This window comes from Acidovorax sp. 35-64-16 (assembly GCF_002281195.1).
GTDB classification, from domain to species: domain Bacteria; phylum Pseudomonadota; class Gammaproteobacteria; order Burkholderiales; family Burkholderiaceae_C; genus Acidovorax; species Acidovorax defluvii.
The window spans coordinates 118,708-135,503 of the sequence record NZ_NCFM01000004.1 but is presented as its reverse complement, the minus strand read 5'-3'; the positions used below and the strand labels follow the sequence as shown (position 1 = coordinate 135,503).

The following is a 16,796-nucleotide window of genomic DNA, read 5'->3' as shown; positions in this document are numbered from 1 at the left end:
TGGGGGCGTTGCAGGGGCTTGACTCCGGGGCATCGGGCTGTCTTCTATGATGGCGGCCATGACACCTGACGACATTCGTGCCCATTTTGACCTTCAGTACCAGGCCAGCCGGGCACACATTGACGTGCCCCTGCTGGTGCGTCGCGAGCGCCTGCTGCGCGTGCAAAAGATGCTCGATGAGCACGGGCCCGTGCTGGCCGCCGCCGTGCAGGCCGATTTCGGCATGCGCTCGCCGCGTTTGACCGAGGTGGCCGATTTTTTTGTGTTGCGTACGCTGCTGTCGCACACCTTGCGCCATCTGGCGCGCTGGATGAAGCCGCAGAAGGTGCGCACGCCCCTCTTTTTACAGCCATCGCGGGGCTGGATCGCGCGCCAGCCGCTGGGTGTGGTGGGCGTGATTTCGCCCTGGAACTACCCCGTGCAACTGGCGCTGGCCCCTGCCATCACGGCGCTGGCGGCGGGCAACCGCGTGATGCTCAAGCCCAGCGAACTCACGCCCCACACATCGGCCCAGCTGGCGCTGTTGGTGGCGCAGTTCTTTGCGGCGGATGAGTTCTGCGTGGTGCAGGGCGATGCAGCGGCGGCCGCGCTGGTGGCCTCGCTGCCGTTTGACCACCTGGTGTTCACCGGCTCCACTGCGGTAGGGCGCAAGGTGGCGCAGGCGGCAGCGCAGCACCTCACGCCCACCACGCTGGAGCTGGGGGGCAAGTCGCCGTGCATCGTCGATGCCGATTGCGACATGCAGGACGCCGCGCTCAAGATTGCCCACGGCAAGCTGCTCAATGCGGGCCAGACCTGCATTGCCCCCGATTACGTGCTGCTGCCGCGCGGGCGTGAGGCCGAGTTTTCGCAGGCCTACCAGGCTGCGGTGGCACGGTTGTTTCCCAGCATCGAGGGCAACCCCGATTACGCCTCCATCATCACGCCGCGCCACTATGCGCGGCTGCGCACCATGCTGCAGCAGGCCCAGACGCAGGGCGCCGAGGTGCACACCATCGACCCCGCCAGCGGCAAGCCCGTGGCGGCCACTGTGGGCACGCTGGGCGACGGGGCCAGCCGCCAGATGCTGCCCTCGCTGGTGTTTGGCGCCACGCCCGCCATGGCGCTGATGCAGGAGGAGATTTTTGGCCCCATCCTGCCCGTGATTTCGTACGAGCGGCTGGACGATGCCGTGGCCCACATCAACGCGGGGCCCCGCCCGCTGGCGCTGTACTGGTTTGGCCGCAGCGATGCGGTGCGTGACGATGTGCTGCGCCGCACCGTGAGCGGTGGCGTCACGGTGAACGACACGCTGATGCACATCGCCCACGACAACCTGCCCTTTGGCGGTGTGGGCGAAAGCGGCTGGGGCGCCTACCACGGCGAGCAGGGTTTTCTGCGCTTTTGCCACCAGAAGGCGGTGCTGGTGCAGTCCCGCTGGGCCATGGGCTCGCTGTTCTACCCGCCTTACGGCGCGCGCTTCGACAAGATCATGGGCCTGCTGCGCCGCTGGTTGTAGCCGCGTTGTCGTCGACCGGCTGCATCGCGGAGCCGGCCGCGTTGGTGGGCTACGGCTGGGTGATGAGCTGCACCATGGCTTCGCGCAGCTGGCCGGTGGAAACCGGCTTGTGCAGCAGCAGGGCCGATGTGCTTTGCGCATCGCGCAGGCGCTGGGGCGAGGTGTCCCCCGTCATGATGATGGCCGGCACTGCAGTGCCCAGGTGCGTGCGCAGTGCCTGCAGCACCTGCTTGCCGGTTTCCTCATGGCGCAGCCGGAAGTCGGTGATGATGAGATCGGGGGTGTCGTCGCCCAGGTGCTTCAGTGCTTCGGCGCCCGAGCCGGCCACGGTGCAGTGGCAACCCCAGCTTTGCAGCAGCGACTGCATTCCAAGAAGCACCGCCTCGTCGTCGTCAATGGCCAGCACATGCAGGCCCTCCAGGCTGCGGTCTTCGGGGAGCGGCGCGGCTTCATCCTCCAGCGCGCCGTCCCACGCATCCATCCAGAGGCGAAACACCGAGCCCCGGCCCGGTTGCGAGCGCAACTCGACAGTTGTGCCCCCCATCTCGTTCACCAGCCGGTGCACGATGGCCAGGCCCAGGCCCAGGCCCTTGCGCCGGTCGCGCTCCGGGTTGTCGAGCTGCAGGAACTCCTGAAAAATGTCGTCCCACTGGTGCTGGGGAATGCCGATTCCGGTGTCCCATACCTCCAGTGCCACCCGCTGGCCGCGCCGACGGCACGCAATCAGCACGCCGCCCCGGGTGGTGTAGCGCAGCGCATTGGAGATGAAGTTGCGCATCACCAGGCCCACCAGTGATCGGTCGGCATGCGCGGCCAGTGAGGTCTCGCGGGTGCGGTACACCAGGCGTGCGTTGTCGGCCTGCACGCCAAATTCCTGCTCCAGGGCCGTGAGCAGGGGTTGCACGGCAAATGCCGACGGGCGCACCTTGACCACGCCAGCCTCCAGCCGCGAGTAGTCGAGCAAGGTGGTGAGCATTTCGGCTGCGGCGCTGGATGCGGCGTGGGCATGGTCCAGTACCGTCTGCTGGTGGGCGTTCAGCGGGCTGCGCTGCAGGCTCTCCAGAAACAGCCCCATGGCGTGCAGCGGCTGGCGCAGGTCGTGGCTGGCCGCCGCCAGGAAACGCGACTTGTCGCGATCGGCTTTTTCGGCGATCTGCTGCGCCGCCTGGGCGCGCTGGGACTCGGCGCGCAGCTCTCCCACCAGGCGCTGGTTTTCCAGTTTCAGGGCAATGCTGCGGCGGGTGGCTGTATCGGCCGTGCTGGCCTGCATGCAGGTCAGGCTGAAATACACCAGCACGAGGAACAGCGCGGGCCACAGCACCGGCCCACCTGCCAGGGCAATGGCCAGCAGCACGCTGCCAATGGCGCAGCTCAGGTAGACAAGGTAGGCGCGGTACAGCGGTGCTCCCAGCCCCAGGGCGCCGGACGACACCGTGCTGACGATGCCAATGGCATAGACCACGCTGCTGGCGTTGCCCCAGTGCATCACCACCAGGCCCAGGCCGCCCCAACTCAGGCCCATGCCGGCCATGCAGGCCATCAGCTTATAGGCCGACCAGCGGGCGGGATCGGTCGTCGGGTCCATGCTGCGCAGCGAGAGATAGACCCCCATCACGACCAGCACATGCGAGATCAGCCAGGCCGTCAGCGCCTGCGGGTCGACCGCGCCGTCCATCACCCACATCGTGCCCAGTGCCGTGGCCAGGGAGGCCACCAGGGTCATGGGAAAGTTCTGGCGCAGCAGTGCGACCTGCTCGCGCAGCACCTCGTCGCGCTCCCAGCGCAGCGACGGCCAGGGCCAGAGCGCACCGGTCCCTGGCGTTTCAGGCGGCATCATGCAGCGGCGGCAACGACAGGCCCAGCCGCTGTGCCGCCAGCAAGGCAGCGCTGCGGCTGTTGACGCCCAGCTGCGCAAAGATGGCGGCCACATGCACGCGCACGGTGTTTTCGCTCAGTCCCAGATCGCGGGCAATCACCTTGTTGGGCTTGCCGGTGCACAGCAGGAACAGCACATCGAGCTGGCGTGCGGTCAGCGTGGGCGCTGCCGGTGCGCGTGTGGTGGTGGTGTTGCCGCTGTGGGCGGGAAAGCAGGGCGCGCCCGACAGCGCGCAGCTGATGGCCTCCAGAATGTCGGCGCCACTGGCCGACTTGGGCAGAAAACCGTCGGCACCGCGCGTGCGCGCCTCGTAAACAGCGTCGGGCGCCACGCTGGCAGACACCAGCACGATGCGCGCCCGGGGGAATGCCTGGCGCAAGAGGCGCAGGCCGTCCAGGCCGCTCATGCCGGGCATCTGGATGTCCAGCAGCACCAGGTCCACGGTCTCTGGCCGCAGCGCGCAGGCTTCGGCCACGGTGCCGGCTTCGAAGATGGCATCCACGCCGGGGTGGTCCTGCACGATCAGGCGCAGCCCGGTGTGAAACAGGGTGTGGTCGTCAACAAGCAGCAGACTGGCAGGCATGGGGCGAGTATTGCGCACAACGCCGGGGTGCGCGACTAGTCCATTTGTGCGATGGACGCACGGGCGTGCGGTTTCTAGACTGTGACCCAGGCGTTGTGATGGTCTGTGGCTGGACCGCGTGGCGCATCCGATCCTGTCCAGCTTATCCACAAAGAGGTTTACGCATGAGTGCCAGTGTTTCCCATTCTGTCGCCCGCTCTTCCGTTCTCGGTCAGCGCATCGTCGATCAACGCCCCGTGGCAGCTGCTGGCGGGGCCGGTGTGGGGGGCAATACCGTGGCCCAACTGCTGCAGGAAAACTGCGCCGACATGCGGGCATCGGCGGGTGTGGTCATTGAATATCTGGATACGCAGGCAGGCACCTGGCAATTTTCGCTGGACGACGGGCAGACGTGGCGCGCTGTGCGTACCGACCTCATCAACCGGCCCGGCCACACGGGCCTGGCGCTCGACCGCGACGCGCGTTTGCGCGTGCTGTGCTCGGGCAGCAACCGGGAGGGCGCGCGCGTGGTGTTTCACTCTGTGCAGCGCGGCCACGGCGCTGGCAATGGCAGCTATCGCCCCTATGCGCCGGATGAGCGCGAGGACGCATCGCACAGTGTGGCGCTGGTGCTGTGCATGGGCGCCATCAACGGTGTGCCGCCTGCGGTGAAGGTGCCGCGCCCGCGCAACAAACGCGCCCGGGCGCAGGGCCTGGACACGGCATCGAACGCCGCGCTCAGCAGGGCCTGAGGGTGGTGGTGGGGGGCGTTGCGAGCCCCCGGATTAACCAGCAGCACAGGGCGAAAAAGCGTTTGCGGCGACAATGCCGGTCCTTTTTGTTTTTTCACTCCCTGTTTTCGTTCGGTTTTTCCATGTCCAGTATCCAGGTTCGTCCCGCCACGCTTCGCGATGCCAAAGCCATTGCCCAGATCCACACCGTATCCGCCCAAGAGGCTTACAAAGGTCTGGTGCCAGACGAGCAGTTGAAATCCATGTCGGTAGAAAAGCGCCAGGCCTACTGGCGCGAAGCCATTGAATATTGCGAGCCCCAGGTGCAAGTCGCCATTGATGGCGAAAAGATTGTGGGCTTCGTCGGCTATGACCGCTCGCGCGATGAAAAATCCCGCCCCACCACCGGTGAAATCTGGGCCATCTACGCCGCGCCCACCCATTGGAACCAGGGCGTAGGCCTGGCCCTGTGGGACGCCGCCCGTGACGGCCTGCACGAAGAAGGCTGCACCAACGTGACCGCGTGGGTTCCCTTGCGCAACGAACGCGCCATCCGGTTCCACGAAATGGCCGGTTTCAAGCGCGAGCTCTCCACTGCCAAGACGGCCGTGGTAGGCGGCGTGAAGATCGAAGAAGTGCGTCTCAAACGCCCCATCAATTAAGGCTATTGCATGATCTCCTGGAGCGACTCGGGCCAAGCCCACGAAGCCCTTTGGCGCTCCGAAAGCGGGGCCACTGCGCCGCGCCGCGTCGTGGTGGCCGATGACACGCTGTCCGCTGACACGGCCTACCGGCTGGCCTGCGAAGGCACCGGCCTGCTGTGGCAGGGCGACTTTCAGAACGCCCGCATGTTGCTGCAGGCCCTTATGCGGCGGGTGGATCGCAAGCCGCCCAAGGCGGCAGCCAAGGCAGCACAAAAAATGGCAGAGGCCACGGCGGCCGAAGCGTTTCACCTGCACCGCCAGGCGCAGGCGCAGCGCGCACGCGTGCTGTCGTCCCTGCTGATTGCGCTGGAAGGCGATTACGCCATTGACCTGCGCCGTGCGCCCGACCTGCGCCAGGCCTGCACCGAAGCCTGGGGCGCGGCCACGGGCGAACGCTCGGTGGCCTCGCTGCGTGAACTGCTGGGTCTGGTGGGGGCGCACGAGTGGCGCAAGAAGGGCGTGGAAGTGCCTGCGCTCGGCGCCGCACCCCACAACCGCATCCATCCGCATTACGGGGTGTTTTCGCCCGTGCGCGGCGAATATGTGGACCTGGTGGCAGCCGCAACCCTGCCGTCGAAGGCGCTGGCCTTTGACATCGGCGTGGGTACGGGCGTGCTGTCGGCCCTGCTGGTGCGCCGGGGCGTGCAGCGCGTGGTGGCCACCGAGAACGAGCCGCGCGCGCTGGCCTGCGCCCGCGACAACCTGCAGCGCCTGGGCGTGCTGCCGCAGGTCGAATTGCAGTCGGTGGACCTGTTTCCTGCCGGGCGCGCGCCGCTGGTGGTGTGCAATCCGCCCTGGGTGCCGGCCCGCCCCAGCTCGCCCATCGAGCACGCGGTGTATGACGAGGGCAGCCGCATGTTGCGCGGCTTTCTGGCAGGGCTCGCAGCCCACCTGGAGCCCGCAGGCGAGGGCTGGCTGATCTTGTCGGACCTGGCCGAGCACCTGGGTTTGCGCAGCCGCGAACAGCTCTTGGGCTGGATTGCCGAGGCCGGCCTCAAGGTGCTGGGCCGTGAGGACATTCGCCCGCACCACGCCAAGGCGGCCGATGCGGGCGATGCCCTGCACGCTGCCCGTGCGGCGGAAGTCACCTCGCTGTGGCGCTTGGCTGCGGCCTGATTCGATCCCGTTCGATGGGATGAAGGGGCTGCGCGATGGGCTCAGTCGCTCATGGCGGCTGACAGCGCGCGTTCCGGCGGCTGCAACTGCTCCAGGCGTTCGCGGATGCCGTGGGCGCGCTCCGGCCCGGCCACCTTGGCCACTTCCGCGATCAGGGCTGCGCCCACTTCCAGCATGCTGTGGTGATCGCGCGCTTCGCGCAAGGTGGCGTGATAGAAGCGGGCCAGATCGGGGTCGCGGCGCGCAAACAGGCGTTCACACAGATCGAACAGGTACATGCGGGTGCCCGCCAGTGAGCGCAGGGCCTCGGTGGGTTCGGGGGGCGTTTCTGGCGCGGGGGCGGCGGTGTCTGCCGCCCGCGTGGTGGCCAAGTGGGTGAGGTAGCCCTCGCGCACCAGCTGCTCCACCATTTGCGCACCGATGCCGTGGTACATGGCCTGCAGATCGGCCAGGGGTTTGCCGTCTGCCAGCAACAGCAACGAGCGTTCGCGCAGGCTCAGGGTGCGAACGCCTGGCGAGAGTTCACGGCGGGCTTTTTCGGTTCGGTGGAGCAACATGGGGGCATGGGTTGCGAAGGGTATGGCGTGCATTGCAGCACCGTGCGATGACGCTGTGATGACCCGTGCAGCGGGCGGCACCGCAGGCAGAGCACTCCGTCAGCCTGTCGCACAATGTCGGCTGCCGACGGGGCCGCCGACAACGGCGTAAGTTGCTATAATAATTATAGCTATTTGCGCTTTATACATAAGCGCTACAGCCCGTTTTTGTTTGAATACTCTCTGAGCATCCCTCCGCAAGTCGGGCGGGTGTGCTGCACCATGACCTTGCTGCTCGCCCCCATGGAGGGGCTTCTGGATTTTGTGCTGCGCGATGTGCTCACCCGCGTGGGCGGCGTGGACCGCTGCGTGTCCGAGTTCATCCGCGTCACCGGCACCTTGTTGCCCGAAAGGGTGTTTCTGCGCTACCTGCCCGAACTGCACCATGGCGGGCGCACGCTGGCCGGCGTGCCCGTGCGCGCGCAGCTGCTGGGCTCCGACCCGGTGTGCATGGCCGAGAACGCGGCCAGCCTGGCGGCGCTGGGGCCCGAGGGCATCGACCTGAACTTTGGTTGCCCCGCCAAGGTGGTCAACCGCCACGGCGGCGGGGCGGCGCTGCTGCAAGAGCCCGAGCGCATTGCCACGCTGGTGGCCGCCGTGCGCCGCGCTGTTCCCGCCCACCTGCCCGTGTCGGCCAAGATGCGCCTGGGCTTTAACGACGCCAGCCTGGCGCGCGAGTGCGCGCAGGCCATGGAGGCTGGCGGTGCCAGCGAACTGGTGGTGCATGCGCGCACCAAGGCCGATGGCTACCGCCCGCCCGCCTATTGGGAGCAGATCCCGGCAATCCGGGCGGCGGTGCGCATCCCCGTGGTGGCCAATGGCGAGATCTGGACCGTGGCCGACGCGCAGCGCTGCCGCGAAGTGTCGGGCTGCGACGCCCTTATGCTGGGCCGCGGCATGGTGGCCGACCCCGGGCTGGCCCGTGCCATCCGTGCTGCCGACCAGGGCCTGCCCGGCACCGACCCGGTGCAGTGGCCGGCATTGCTGCCGCAGCTGGCAGCGTTCTGGCAATTGGTGTGCAACGACCTGGAGCCGCGCCAGCGCGCCGGCCGCCTCAAGCAATGGCTCAACCTGCTGCGCCGCCGCTATCCAGAGGCCGAGTTGGCCTACCAGCACGTGCGCACCATGACCGATCAGCGCGCCATCACGGCCTGGCTGGCAGCCCTGCAGCCTTGAGGCGGGCGCGGCCACCCGTGCGGGGCAGGCTCTACAGCAGATGATCGGGCGCCAGCGGCCCCAGCAGCAGCAACAGCAACTGCAGCGGCACGCTTGCGCCGGGCTCGCTGGTGGCGTCCTGCAGGTTGCTGCCCTGCGGCGCCCGCCAGACAAGGCCGCCACGGGCGTCCAGTTCCACATGCCAGGCGGCATCGCGCAGCGCCAGTTCGATGCTGGCACCGGCCCTGCGGGACAGATCCATGCTGCGGATCAGCAGCGCGATCTCGGTGTTTTGTTTTTGCGAACGCATGTCCAGGTTCATCGAGCCAACGGCCAGCAGCCGGTGGTCCATGATCACCAGCTTGGAGTGGAGCATCGCGCGCGAAGAGCCCGTGGACCCCGTGGCACCGATGCCGTCACTGCCGCCACTGCTGCCACTGCCCGTGGCGCTCAACGCCTTGCGCACGCCGGTGGCCTCGCTGTGCATTTCGTACAGTTCGACGCCCATCGCCAGCAGCGTCTTGCGGTGGCGTGCGTAGCCTACATGGGCAATGGGTGCGTCATTCGATGCCAGCGAATTGGTCAGCACCCGCACCCGCACGTTCCGGGCACGCGCGGCGGCAAAGGCGGCCGTGATCTCGGGGCCGGGAACGAAATAGGGCGAAACAATGAGCAAATCGCGCCGGGCCTGGTCCATCAGCTGCAACAGGCCATCCACCACGGTGTCTTCCTGGCTTTCCAGGTATTCAAGCTCGGCCGCCGATGGCGCCTGAGGCGTGCCTGACGTAGGGGCCGTGGAGGTGCCCACGGGGGACGCGGTGATTGATGCCGTGGGCGTTTTGGGTGCCGGCGTGACCGATGCCACATGTACGGGGTGCACGGGGGCCGCGGGGGCCAGGGCGTTGCGCTGCCCAGCCACTGCCGTCACCGCATCACGCGGCGACGGTGTTCCGGGCTGTGGTGCCAGCGGCTCCGTGGTGGCGGCGGAATCTGCCGGAATCTTGGCGGGCTTGTCCACCAGCACCACGGCCGGTGCCCACACAAAGCGTGCGGCGGCCAGATTGAGTGGCTTGCGGTCCCACACGCGGCTGCGCTGGGCCTCCAGGGCCTCCAGGGCGGTCGTGGCGTTCGGGGGCGATGCCGTTGCCGCTGCTGATGCTGATGCCGTTGTCACAGGGCTGGGGGCGGCCTCGGGGGGGCTGGAAGATTCGGTGGGCGTCTCGTCCACCTCTTCGACCGATGCAGCAGAAGCGCGCAGGGCATCGAGCTCTTTGCGCGTGATGAGCGACTGCACCGGGTAGGCGCGCTCGTTGTTCCAGTAGCTGTCAAAGCTGCGCGACAGATCTTTGACGATGGGGCCAGCCGCCAGCACGTCCAGGTCCACAAAGTTGCCCGAAGTGTCGTGGCCGAAATAGGCATCGCCCAGGTTGCGCCCGCCGGCGATGCCCATGGCGTTGTCGGCAATGAACAGCTTGTTGTGCATGCGCTGCTGCACCCGCGAAAAATCGCTCAGGGCACTGACCATGCGCCACAAAGACGAGTCACGGGAACCGGCCACCGGGTTGAACATGCGCATTTCGATGTTGGGCTCAAAGGCCAGGCGCATCACCTGCGCGTCCGCGCCGGAGGTGTTGAAGTCGTCCAGCAGCACGCGCACGCGCACGCCGCGCCGGGCTGCGGCCACCACGCTGCGCAGCAGACGCTCGGTGCTGGCATCGGCGTGAATGGCGTAGTACTGCAGGTCCAGCGTTTTTTGGGCCGCCTCGACCAGTGCCAGGCGGCTGCCATAGGCCGCCTGGGGGCCGGAGAGCAGCAAAAAGCCGGATTCAAAGCGCCCACTCGCCGCCGCGCGGCGCTCTTGCACCTGGGTGGCCAGCGCGGTGCCTGCGGTGGTTTCCAGCGCCGTTGAAACGGGGCGCGGCACATTCTTGGGCAACTCGGCACAGCCACCCAGCACGGCAACCAGCAGGGCTGCCCACAGCACTGGCAGATGCCGCAGTGGCAGCACGCTACGGGGGGCGGAAACAAGGGCTGGGGTCATGGGCGGGCTCATCGGAGGCTTTTGGGCGGCTGTGGTGATTTGGGTGGTCGAGGACTTTGCCAGCGCGATGGCGTGCCGGCCCACTGTGTGGGCTCGCTGTGCACATCATGCGCCACAGCGTAGCGGGCCGCACGCCGGGCGGGTGTCAGACGGCACGCCGTGCCGAGGAACTGGCCTCTTGCCGTGTGAAAAAATCAACAACCGCCCAGGCAGGGCAATTCGACGATCCCAGAACAGGTTCTTACCAGCTCACTTCGCGGTCGGGCGTTGCGCTGATCTTGTGGATCGACAGGTCGGCACCATCAAACTCTTCTTCCTGCGACAGGCGCAGGCCCACCGTGGCCTTGAGCACGCCATACACCAGCGCGCCCCCCAACAGCGCCCACAGCACGCCCATGGCCGTGCCCATCAGTTGGGCCCACAGGCTCACGCCGCCCAGCCCACCCAGCGCCTTGCTGCCAAAAATGCCCGCTGCGATGCCGCCCCAGGTGCCGCACAGCCCGTGCAGGGGCCACACGCCCAGCACGTCGTCGATCTTCCAGCGGTTCTGGGTCAGGGTGAACATCACCACAAAGATGCTGCCCGCCACCGCGCCCACCACCAGCGCGCCCAGCGGGTGCATCAGGTCCGAGCCCGCACACACCGCCACCAGCCCGGCCAGCGGGCCGTTGTGCACAAAGCCGGGGTCGTTTTTGCCCAGCACCAGCGCAGCCAGCGTGCCCCCCACCATGGCCATCAGCGAGTTGACCGCCACCAGCCCCGAGAGCTTGTCGACCGTCTGCGCGCTCATCACATTGAAACCAAACCAGCCCACCACCAGCACCCACGCCCCCAGCGCCAGAAACGGGATGTTGGATGGAGGGTGTGCCGAGATGGCGCCGTCCTTGCGGTAGCGGTTGGAGCGCGACCCCAGCAGCAGCACCGCAGGCAGGGCAATCCAGCCCCCCATGGCGTGCACCACCACAGAACCGGCAAAGTCGTGAAAAGCGGCCCCTGTCAGGGCGGTAATGGCAGCCTGGATGCCAAAGTGCCCGTTCCAGGCGATGCCTTCAAAAAATGGATAGACAAAGCCCACGATGGCAGCCGTTGCCAGCAGTTGGGGCCAGAATTTGGCACGCTCGGCAATGCCGCCCGACACAATGGCCGGAATGGCCGCAGCGAAGGTAAGCAGAAAGAAGAACTTCACGAGCGCATAGCCGTTTTGCTGGGCCAAGGTTTCTGCACCCACAAAGAAATGGGTGCCATACGCCACGCTGTAGCCCACCACAAAATACACCACCGTGGAAACCGAAAAATCCACCAAAATTTTGACCAGCGCATTCACCTGGTTCTTTTTGCGCACGGTGCCCAGCTCCAAAAACGCAAACCCCGCGTGCATGGCCAACACCATGATGGCGCCCAGCAAAATAAACAGGGCATCGCTGCCCTGTGGGAGTGCATTCATAACTTCCTCGTGCTCAGAATTGATCGGTTCTGGTGCGCTCAAGACGTCGGCGCCAGATTTGCACCAAAATTAAGCAAAATTTGGACCATGAAAACCATACTGGTGCGTGGCCAGCGCGCACCAATATCAGGCACCGTTGTCGTGTGAATCCGAGAAAATTGGGTCAAATATGCCTCTAGCGCTTATGCAGTAAGCGCAAGCAGCTATTGTTTTGATAGCTATCGATGCACGAAGCCCTGTCCGGTGCAGAGGGGGCCCTCAGCCCAGCGCCAGCACCTGGGCGGCCAGGGTATCAATGCCGGCTGCAGAAAGATCGTCGCTGGCCAGGCTGTGCCGTGCAGCCCACTGGTGCAGGTGCGTGCTTTGCGATCGGGCATACAGCGGGTCGTAGTGCAGTGCCACCAGCTCGGCGAACAGGGGGGGCAACGCACCTGCCTGTGCCCAGTCTTGCCAGCGTGCAATCACCTGCTTGCCGTGCAACTCTTTGAGCACGCCCAGTTGCTGGGCCAGCAGGTCGGGGTCGTCGCCCAGGTTGGCATAGTCGCGCAGCAAAAAATCCAGCCGCGCTGGCACACTGGCTGCAATCTCGATGCAGGGGCTGGCGCGCAGGCGCTGCACCAGGGGCTGGGGCACCGCCAGGCGGCCGATCTTGCTGCTCTCGGCCTCGACATAGATGGTGCGCTGCAAATCCAGGGGCTCCAGCGCATGCAGCAGGGCGGTTTCAAAGGCGGTTTGCGAAGGCTGGTCCACCCCCGGCCAGGCGCCCAGCACCGAGCCGCGGTGGCGCGCGCAGGCCTCTAGGTCAAGCACCTGCGCGCCGCGCGCGGCCAGGGCTTGCAGCACGCGCGTTTTGGCGCTGCCGGTGGGGCCGCAAATCACGCGCAGGGGCAGTTGCGGTGCCAGCTCGGCCAGCCGGTCGATGACGTGGCGGCGCCACGACTTGTAGCCACCGGCCAGTTGCTGGGCATCCCAGCCCACCAGGCGCAGCCAGGTCACCATCGAGCCGCTGCGCATGCCGCCGCGCCAGCAGTAGATCAGCGGTTTCCAGCTGGCGGGCTGGTCGGCAAACTGCGTGCGCAAATGCCGCGCCAGGTTGGCGGCCACCATGGCGCCACCCACGCGCCGCGCCTCAAAGGCGCCCTGCTGCTTGTAGATGGTGCCAACAATGCGGCGCTCGTCGTCATCCAGCACGGGGCAGTTGATGGCGCCGGGAAGGTGGTCCAGCGCGTATTCGGCGGGCGACCGCGCATCAATGAGGGTGTGAAACGCGTGGCGGTCTGCCACGCGCACGGGGCTGCGGTGGCTCATGGCTCGCCCCGCGCCGCGCCGCAGGCGGCTGGCACAATGGCGCGCACCATGACTGTTGATTCAAAACCCATTCGTCTTACCCAGTTCTCGCACGGCGGCGGTTGCGGTTGCAAGATAGCGCCGGGCCTGCTGCAAGAGATTTTGGCACGCGCACCGCAGGGCATCGTGCCGCCCGAGCTGCTGGTGGGCACAGAAACCAGCGACGACGCGGCGGTTTACCGCCTCAACGACAGCCAGGCGCTGGTGGCCACCACCGATTTTTTCACCCCCATCGTCGACGACCCGTACGACTTTGGCCGCATTGCCGCCACCAATGCACTGTCAGACATTTATGCCATGGGCGGCACGCCCATCATGGCGCTGGCGCTGGTGGGCATGCCCATTGCCCAGCTGCCGCCCGAAGTGATAGGCCGCGTGCTCGAAGGCGGCGCCGCCGTGTGCCGCGAAGCCGGCATCCCCATTGCGGGCGGGCATTCGATCGACGTGCTCGAACCCATCTACGGCCTGGTGGGCCTGGGCCTGGTGCACCCCCAGCGCGTGCGCCGCAACGCCGACGCGCAGGCAGGCGATGTGCTGGTGCTGGGCAAGCCGCTGGGCGTGGGCATTCTTTCGGCAGCGCTCAAAAAGGGCATTCTGGACGCTGCTGGCTATGCCGACATGCTGCGCTACACCACGCAACTCAACCGCGTGGGCATTGCGCTGGGCGCGCTGGACGGGGTGCACGCCATGACCGACGTCACCGGCTTCGGCCTGGCCGGCCATTTGTTGGAGGTGTGCCGGGGCTCGGGGCTGTCGACCCGGGTCAATGTGGCCCAGGTGCCTTTCATTGAGGCCGCTGCGAAGTTTGCGTTGGATGGCGTGGTGACCGGTGCATCGGCCCGCAACTGGGCCGCCTACGGCGCCGATGTGGCCTGGGCCCCCGGTGCGCCCGAATGGCAGCGCCACCTGCTGACCGACCCCCAAACCAGCGGTGGCCTGCTGGTGAGCTGCAGCCCCGACGCGCTGCAGCAGGTGCTCAACACGTTTCAGCACGCCGGCTTTGCCGCAGCTGCTGCCATTGGCGGCATGCAAGCGCGGGCCCAAGGGCAGGGCAGTCAGCTGGTTTGCGGGTGAGTGGGGCGGACTATTACGGGGGGAAGCGCAAATTTGAAAACGCACGCCCGGCGTGAACCGCTTTGCGCTCGATTTCTGCGGCAGACGCCAGCCACCCCTTTTGTTCCAGAAACAACAAGAAAGCCCGGGTGCTGACCTTGCGGCAATTGTCTGGAACGACAAAGCTGGCACGCGCTATTTTGTGGTCTTCAAACAAGAAAACACCGGTTTTCGGTGGCTGCTCTACTGCAAAGTGATTCATCGATTCCTGAATTGCCAGTTCCCCCAGATTCGATTTTCGGGGTGGGGCAGAGCCGCTATACAGGCTTTGTTGGTAGCGTTCATGAATCCTGGTGGTGAGAACGGGCACATGGTTGGTTTGTGCCCATTGCGCCAGCTTATCGCTGGTAGGGGTCTGGTTGCGCGTCACCTCCAACAGCACCATATCCACCAGCGCAACCTCCCAGCCCGGCCTGAAAAGCACATCCAGCGCGTCGGCATAGGCCAGGGTAATCAACGGCCCCGCGTCGGGCAGCAAAACAATGTCAGCGTGCGTCGTCATTCGGCCTGCCGATCAAGGCGCCAGTGCGTGCAGGCTGCCCACCATATGTTGTGTTTCAGCATCTGCAATGCGCGGCATGGGCAAATGGGCCTGCGCCATCAGCAAGAAAAGGTCTTCCTGGCTGTCTATCCCTAAGGCTGCAAGCGTTTCACCGTCGCCAATGCGCCCCAGCGAAAAATCCAGCAGGGCTCTGAAGTTTTGATTGCCGCTGATTTCGGCTGCCTCAAAAGTTTCGACCAGGTAGCGTAGCTCGGCATTGAACAGCGCATTGATCGACGTATCCGCCTTGGCCGCAATCACCTTGGCTCGCTTGAGTAGGTCGCGATCCACGGAACCAGTGAAATTGACATTCGCGGCCATGTTTGATCCTTTGATGATGTTCAACACATAAATAAGTGTATTACACAATCAAGTGTTGGCGCTAAAGCGAAGCCATTGCCGTATAGAGAGCGTATTTTTGGTGAGCATGGAGTTATGACGTTGTCTGTACAAACTTGGGTCCGAGACACCCAAATGGTCACCGCCCCATTGCCGCCATTGTCAAAAAATATCGCGCCCGCGCACCCGGGCCACGATGCGAATGTCTGGCCCCACACGCTCCACCGTAGTGAAGTCCATCGCCAAGCCCTGACCCAATGCGTCGAATGGCCCCACGTTGGCCATGCCAAGGCCCGGCCCCAATAAAGTGGGTGCCAGATACACCAGCAGTTCATCCACCAGCCCCTCGCGCACGAACGAGCCATTGAGCTTGTTGCCAGCCTCCACGTGCAGCTCGTTCACGCCGCGCTGGGCCAGGTCGCGCAGCATGGCGGGCAGGCTCACTTTGCCCTGTGCATTGGGCAGATAGATCACGGTGGCGCCACGCGCTTCCAGTGCGGCCTTTTTGGCATCATTTTGGGCTGCAGCGTATATGTAGCAAGCGCGACAAGCTATGAAAAGGCGAGCATCCAGCGGCGTTTGCAACTGGCTATCGACCACCACCACATGCGGCTGGCGCGGGGTGGGCACCTCGCGCACATCCAGGCGCGGGTCGTCGTCCAGCACCGTGCCAATGCCGGTCAGCACCGCGCAGGCGCGCGCACGCCAGGCGTGGCCATCGGCGCGCGCAGCGGGCGATGTGATCCACTGGCTGGCGCCATTGGCCAAGGCAGTGGTGCCATCCAGCGACGCCGCAGCCTTGAGGCGCACCCACGGCGTGCCGCGCACCATGCGGCTGAAAAAGCCGATATTGAGCTCGCGTGATTCGGCCGCGCCCGGGCCCACCTCTACCGCCACGCCCGCCGCCCGCAGCCGCGCAAAGCCCTGGCCGCCCACCAGCGGGTTGGGGTCGGCAATGGAGGCCACCACGCGGCCTATGCCGGCGGCAATCAGCGCATCGCAGCACGGCCCCGTGCGCCCCTGGTGCGCGCAGGGCTCCAGCGTGACGTAGGCCGTGGCACCGCGCACGTCCTGCCCGGCAGTTGCTGCATCGCGCAGCGCCATCACCTCGGCGTGCGGCCCGCCGGCCTGCTGGGTAAAGCCGCGCCCGATCACCCGGCCATCGGGCGCCACCAGCACGCAGCCGACGCGCGGATTGGGGTTGGAAAGAAAAAGCGCCTGGGCGGCGAGCCCAAGCGCTTGGTTCATGAAGGTGAGCGCAGGTGTTGTCATTGCGCTGCGGATGGTAGCGCAGCGGGCTATTTGTTCCAGCAGTCGGTGACGATATCGCCTGTGGTGGCGCCCTTGGCACCGCGCACGCCAGTATTGGTAACGGTGAAATTGCCGCACTTGTCGCCAACCTGGGCTCCTTTGGGGGTGGCCGTCAGCGTAAAGGCGGACGTGGTCGCTCCGCCAATAGATATGGTGTAGCGCTTGGCGGAGTCATTGGCCCAGGTCAAAGTGGCGGGTAAAGCCGTGGGGTAAACGCCTGTGGCCGTGGCGGCACGCTCCAGCCACTGCTGCGCCTGCAACAGCCCGGCGCGCGCATCCGCCCGGTGCCCGCGCCGGACGTATTCGGTATAGCTGGGGTAGGCGACCGCCGAGAGAATCCCGACGATGGCCACCACGATCATGAGCTCGATGAGGGTGAAGCCACGTTGCGCTTTCTGCGGATGTCGAATCATGTTGCTTTT

The 16,796-nt window shown here is 66.1% G+C and carries 16 protein-coding genes; 6 read left to right on the top strand and 10 right to left on the bottom strand.

The features are described 5' to 3' along the window. Nucleotides 1-58 precede the first annotated feature (58 nt). Nucleotides 59-1,498: a coniferyl aldehyde dehydrogenase gene (locus B7Y64_RS05090; RefSeq protein ID WP_291325264.1), complete on the top strand. Its 1,440-nt coding sequence runs from the start codon at nucleotides 59-61 to the stop codon at nucleotides 1,496-1,498. A gap of 49 nt (nucleotides 1,499-1,547) precedes the next feature. Here the strand turns inward: B7Y64_RS05090 and B7Y64_RS05085 are convergent, their stop codons facing one another. Both B7Y64_RS05085 and B7Y64_RS05080 read right to left on the bottom strand, forming a co-directional pair. Then, nucleotides 1,548-3,335: a hybrid sensor histidine kinase/response regulator gene (locus B7Y64_RS05085; protein WP_291328474.1), complete on the bottom strand. Its 1,788-nt coding sequence runs from the start codon at nucleotides 3,333-3,335 to the stop codon at nucleotides 1,548-1,550. Continuing rightward, entirely contained in the window at nucleotides 3,322-3,957 is a 636-nt protein-coding gene (locus tag B7Y64_RS05080; protein ID WP_114655044.1) for a response regulator transcription factor, read from the bottom strand. Before B7Y64_RS05080 ends, B7Y64_RS05085 begins: the two co-directional genes overlap by 14 nt. A 164-nt stretch (nucleotides 3,958-4,121) precedes the next feature. On the opposite strand from B7Y64_RS05080, the gene B7Y64_RS05075 reads away from it, so the two are divergent. From B7Y64_RS05075 to B7Y64_RS05065, 3 genes are all read left to right on the top strand, one after another. Continuing rightward, the gene (locus B7Y64_RS05075) at nucleotides 4,122-4,688 is read left to right on the top strand and encodes a hypothetical protein (protein ID WP_024814452.1); all 567 of its coding nucleotides are present in this window, start codon (nucleotides 4,122-4,124) and stop codon (nucleotides 4,686-4,688) included. Nucleotides 4,689-4,810: 122 nt separating this feature from the next. Next, complete coding sequence (locus tag B7Y64_RS05070) at nucleotides 4,811-5,329, top strand: GNAT family N-acetyltransferase (RefSeq protein ID WP_024814453.1); 519 nt, start codon at nucleotides 4,811-4,813, stop codon at nucleotides 5,327-5,329. A 9-nt stretch (nucleotides 5,330-5,338) separates the two neighbouring features. Next, complete coding sequence (locus tag B7Y64_RS05065) at nucleotides 5,339-6,487, top strand: class I SAM-dependent methyltransferase (RefSeq protein ID WP_291325269.1); 1,149 nt, start codon at nucleotides 5,339-5,341, stop codon at nucleotides 6,485-6,487. 41 nt (nucleotides 6,488-6,528) lie between these two features. Here B7Y64_RS05065 and B7Y64_RS05060 read toward each other — a convergent pair whose 3' ends face one another. After that, nucleotides 6,529-7,044, bottom strand: a complete 516-nt coding sequence (locus B7Y64_RS05060) for a hypothetical protein (RefSeq protein ID WP_024814455.1) — start codon at nucleotides 7,042-7,044, stop codon at nucleotides 6,529-6,531. A 261-nt stretch (nucleotides 7,045-7,305) separates the two neighbouring features. Between B7Y64_RS05060 and B7Y64_RS05055 the strand changes: the two genes are divergently transcribed. Continuing rightward, nucleotides 7,306-8,259, top strand: a complete 954-nt coding sequence (locus tag B7Y64_RS05055) for a tRNA-dihydrouridine synthase (RefSeq protein ID WP_024814456.1) — start codon at nucleotides 7,306-7,308, stop codon at nucleotides 8,257-8,259. A 31-nt stretch (nucleotides 8,260-8,290) separates the two neighbouring features. Here the strand turns inward: B7Y64_RS05055 and B7Y64_RS05050 are convergent, their stop codons facing one another. The 3 genes from B7Y64_RS05050 to mnmH all read right to left on the bottom strand — a co-directional run bounded on the left by B7Y64_RS05050 (nucleotide 8,291) and on the right by mnmH (nucleotide 13,031). After that, nucleotides 8,291-10,279 (bottom strand): phospholipase D-like domain-containing protein, encoded by a 1,989-nt coding sequence (locus B7Y64_RS05050; RefSeq protein WP_291328471.1) that lies wholly within the window; start codon nucleotides 10,277-10,279, stop codon nucleotides 8,291-8,293. Between the two features lie 241 nt (nucleotides 10,280-10,520). After that, complete coding sequence (locus B7Y64_RS05045) at nucleotides 10,521-11,723, bottom strand: ammonium transporter (protein WP_291325273.1); 1,203 nt, start codon at nucleotides 11,721-11,723, stop codon at nucleotides 10,521-10,523. A gap of 258 nt (nucleotides 11,724-11,981) precedes the next feature. After that, nucleotides 11,982-13,031 (bottom strand): tRNA 2-selenouridine(34) synthase MnmH, encoded by a 1,050-nt coding sequence (gene mnmH, locus B7Y64_RS05040; protein WP_291325275.1) that lies wholly within the window; start codon nucleotides 13,029-13,031, stop codon nucleotides 11,982-11,984. Between the two features lie 48 nt (nucleotides 13,032-13,079). Here mnmH and selD point away from each other — a divergent pair, with 48 nt between their 5' ends. Next, on the top strand, nucleotides 13,080-14,144 hold the full coding sequence (gene selD, locus B7Y64_RS05035; protein WP_291325277.1) for a selenide, water dikinase SelD: 1,065 nt from the start codon (nucleotides 13,080-13,082) through the stop codon (nucleotides 14,142-14,144). Between the two features lie 13 nt (nucleotides 14,145-14,157). On the opposite strand, the gene B7Y64_RS05030 is transcribed toward selD, so the two are convergent. The 4 genes from B7Y64_RS05030 to B7Y64_RS05015 all read right to left on the bottom strand — a co-directional run bounded on the left by B7Y64_RS05030 (nucleotide 14,158) and on the right by B7Y64_RS05015 (nucleotide 16,787). Beyond that, nucleotides 14,158-14,685 (bottom strand): hypothetical protein, encoded by a 528-nt coding sequence (locus B7Y64_RS05030; protein ID WP_291325279.1) that lies wholly within the window; start codon nucleotides 14,683-14,685, stop codon nucleotides 14,158-14,160. A gap of 12 nt (nucleotides 14,686-14,697) precedes the next feature. Beyond that, nucleotides 14,698-15,072 carry a hypothetical protein gene (locus tag B7Y64_RS05025; protein ID WP_291328469.1) on the bottom strand — a complete coding sequence of 125 codons (375 nt, stop codon included), beginning with the start codon at nucleotides 15,070-15,072 and terminating at the stop codon, nucleotides 14,698-14,700. 153 nt (nucleotides 15,073-15,225) lie between these two features. Next, nucleotides 15,226-16,311 carry a bifunctional diaminohydroxyphosphoribosylaminopyrimidine deaminase/5-amino-6-(5-phosphoribosylamino)uracil reductase RibD gene (gene ribD, locus B7Y64_RS05020; protein ID WP_291325284.1) on the bottom strand — a complete coding sequence of 362 codons (1,086 nt, stop codon included), beginning with the start codon at nucleotides 16,309-16,311 and terminating at the stop codon, nucleotides 15,226-15,228. A gap of 50 nt (nucleotides 16,312-16,361) precedes the next feature. Continuing rightward, complete coding sequence (locus B7Y64_RS05015) at nucleotides 16,362-16,787, bottom strand: type IV pilin protein (protein ID WP_291325286.1); 426 nt, start codon at nucleotides 16,785-16,787, stop codon at nucleotides 16,362-16,364. Nucleotides 16,788-16,796 lie beyond the last annotated feature (9 nt).

Excerpts from the sequence above, each read along its gene's own strand:
- B7Y64_RS05065 (WP_291325269.1), top strand. The coding sequence starts at position 5,339 with ATGATCTCCTGGAGCGACTCGGGCCAAGCCCACGAAGCCCTTTGGCGC.
- selD (WP_291325277.1), top strand. The coding sequence starts at position 13,080 with ATGACTGTTGATTCAAAACCCATTCGTCTTACCCAGTTCTCGCACGGC.
- B7Y64_RS05030 (WP_291325279.1), bottom strand. The coding sequence starts at position 14,685 with ATGACGACGCACGCTGACATTGTTTTGCTGCCCGACGCGGGGCCGTTG.
- B7Y64_RS05070 (WP_024814453.1), top strand. The coding sequence starts at position 4,811 with ATGTCCAGTATCCAGGTTCGTCCCGCCACGCTTCGCGATGCCAAAGCC.
- B7Y64_RS05045 (WP_291325273.1), bottom strand. The coding sequence starts at position 11,723 with ATGAATGCACTCCCACAGGGCAGCGATGCCCTGTTTATTTTGCTGGGC.
- B7Y64_RS05015 (WP_291325286.1), bottom strand. The coding sequence starts at position 16,787 with ATGATTCGACATCCGCAGAAAGCGCAACGTGGCTTCACCCTCATCGAG.
- B7Y64_RS05080 (WP_114655044.1), bottom strand. The coding sequence starts at position 3,957 with ATGCCTGCCAGTCTGCTGCTTGTTGACGACCACACCCTGTTTCACACC.
- B7Y64_RS05085 (WP_291328474.1), bottom strand. The coding sequence starts at position 3,335 with ATGATGCCGCCTGAAACGCCAGGGACCGGTGCGCTCTGGCCCTGGCCG.
- B7Y64_RS05060 (WP_024814455.1), bottom strand. The coding sequence starts at position 7,044 with ATGTTGCTCCACCGAACCGAAAAAGCCCGCCGTGAACTCTCGCCAGGC.
- B7Y64_RS05050 (WP_291328471.1), bottom strand. The coding sequence starts at position 10,279 with ATGACCCCAGCCCTTGTTTCCGCCCCCCGTAGCGTGCTGCCACTGCGG.
- B7Y64_RS05055 (WP_024814456.1), top strand. The coding sequence starts at position 7,306 with ATGACCTTGCTGCTCGCCCCCATGGAGGGGCTTCTGGATTTTGTGCTG.
- ribD (WP_291325284.1), bottom strand. The coding sequence starts at position 16,311 with ATGAACCAAGCGCTTGGGCTCGCCGCCCAGGCGCTTTTTCTTTCCAAC.
- mnmH (WP_291325275.1), bottom strand. The coding sequence starts at position 13,031 with ATGAGCCACCGCAGCCCCGTGCGCGTGGCAGACCGCCACGCGTTTCAC.
- B7Y64_RS05090 (WP_291325264.1), top strand. The coding sequence starts at position 59 with ATGACACCTGACGACATTCGTGCCCATTTTGACCTTCAGTACCAGGCC.
- B7Y64_RS05075 (WP_024814452.1), top strand. The coding sequence starts at position 4,122 with ATGAGTGCCAGTGTTTCCCATTCTGTCGCCCGCTCTTCCGTTCTCGGT.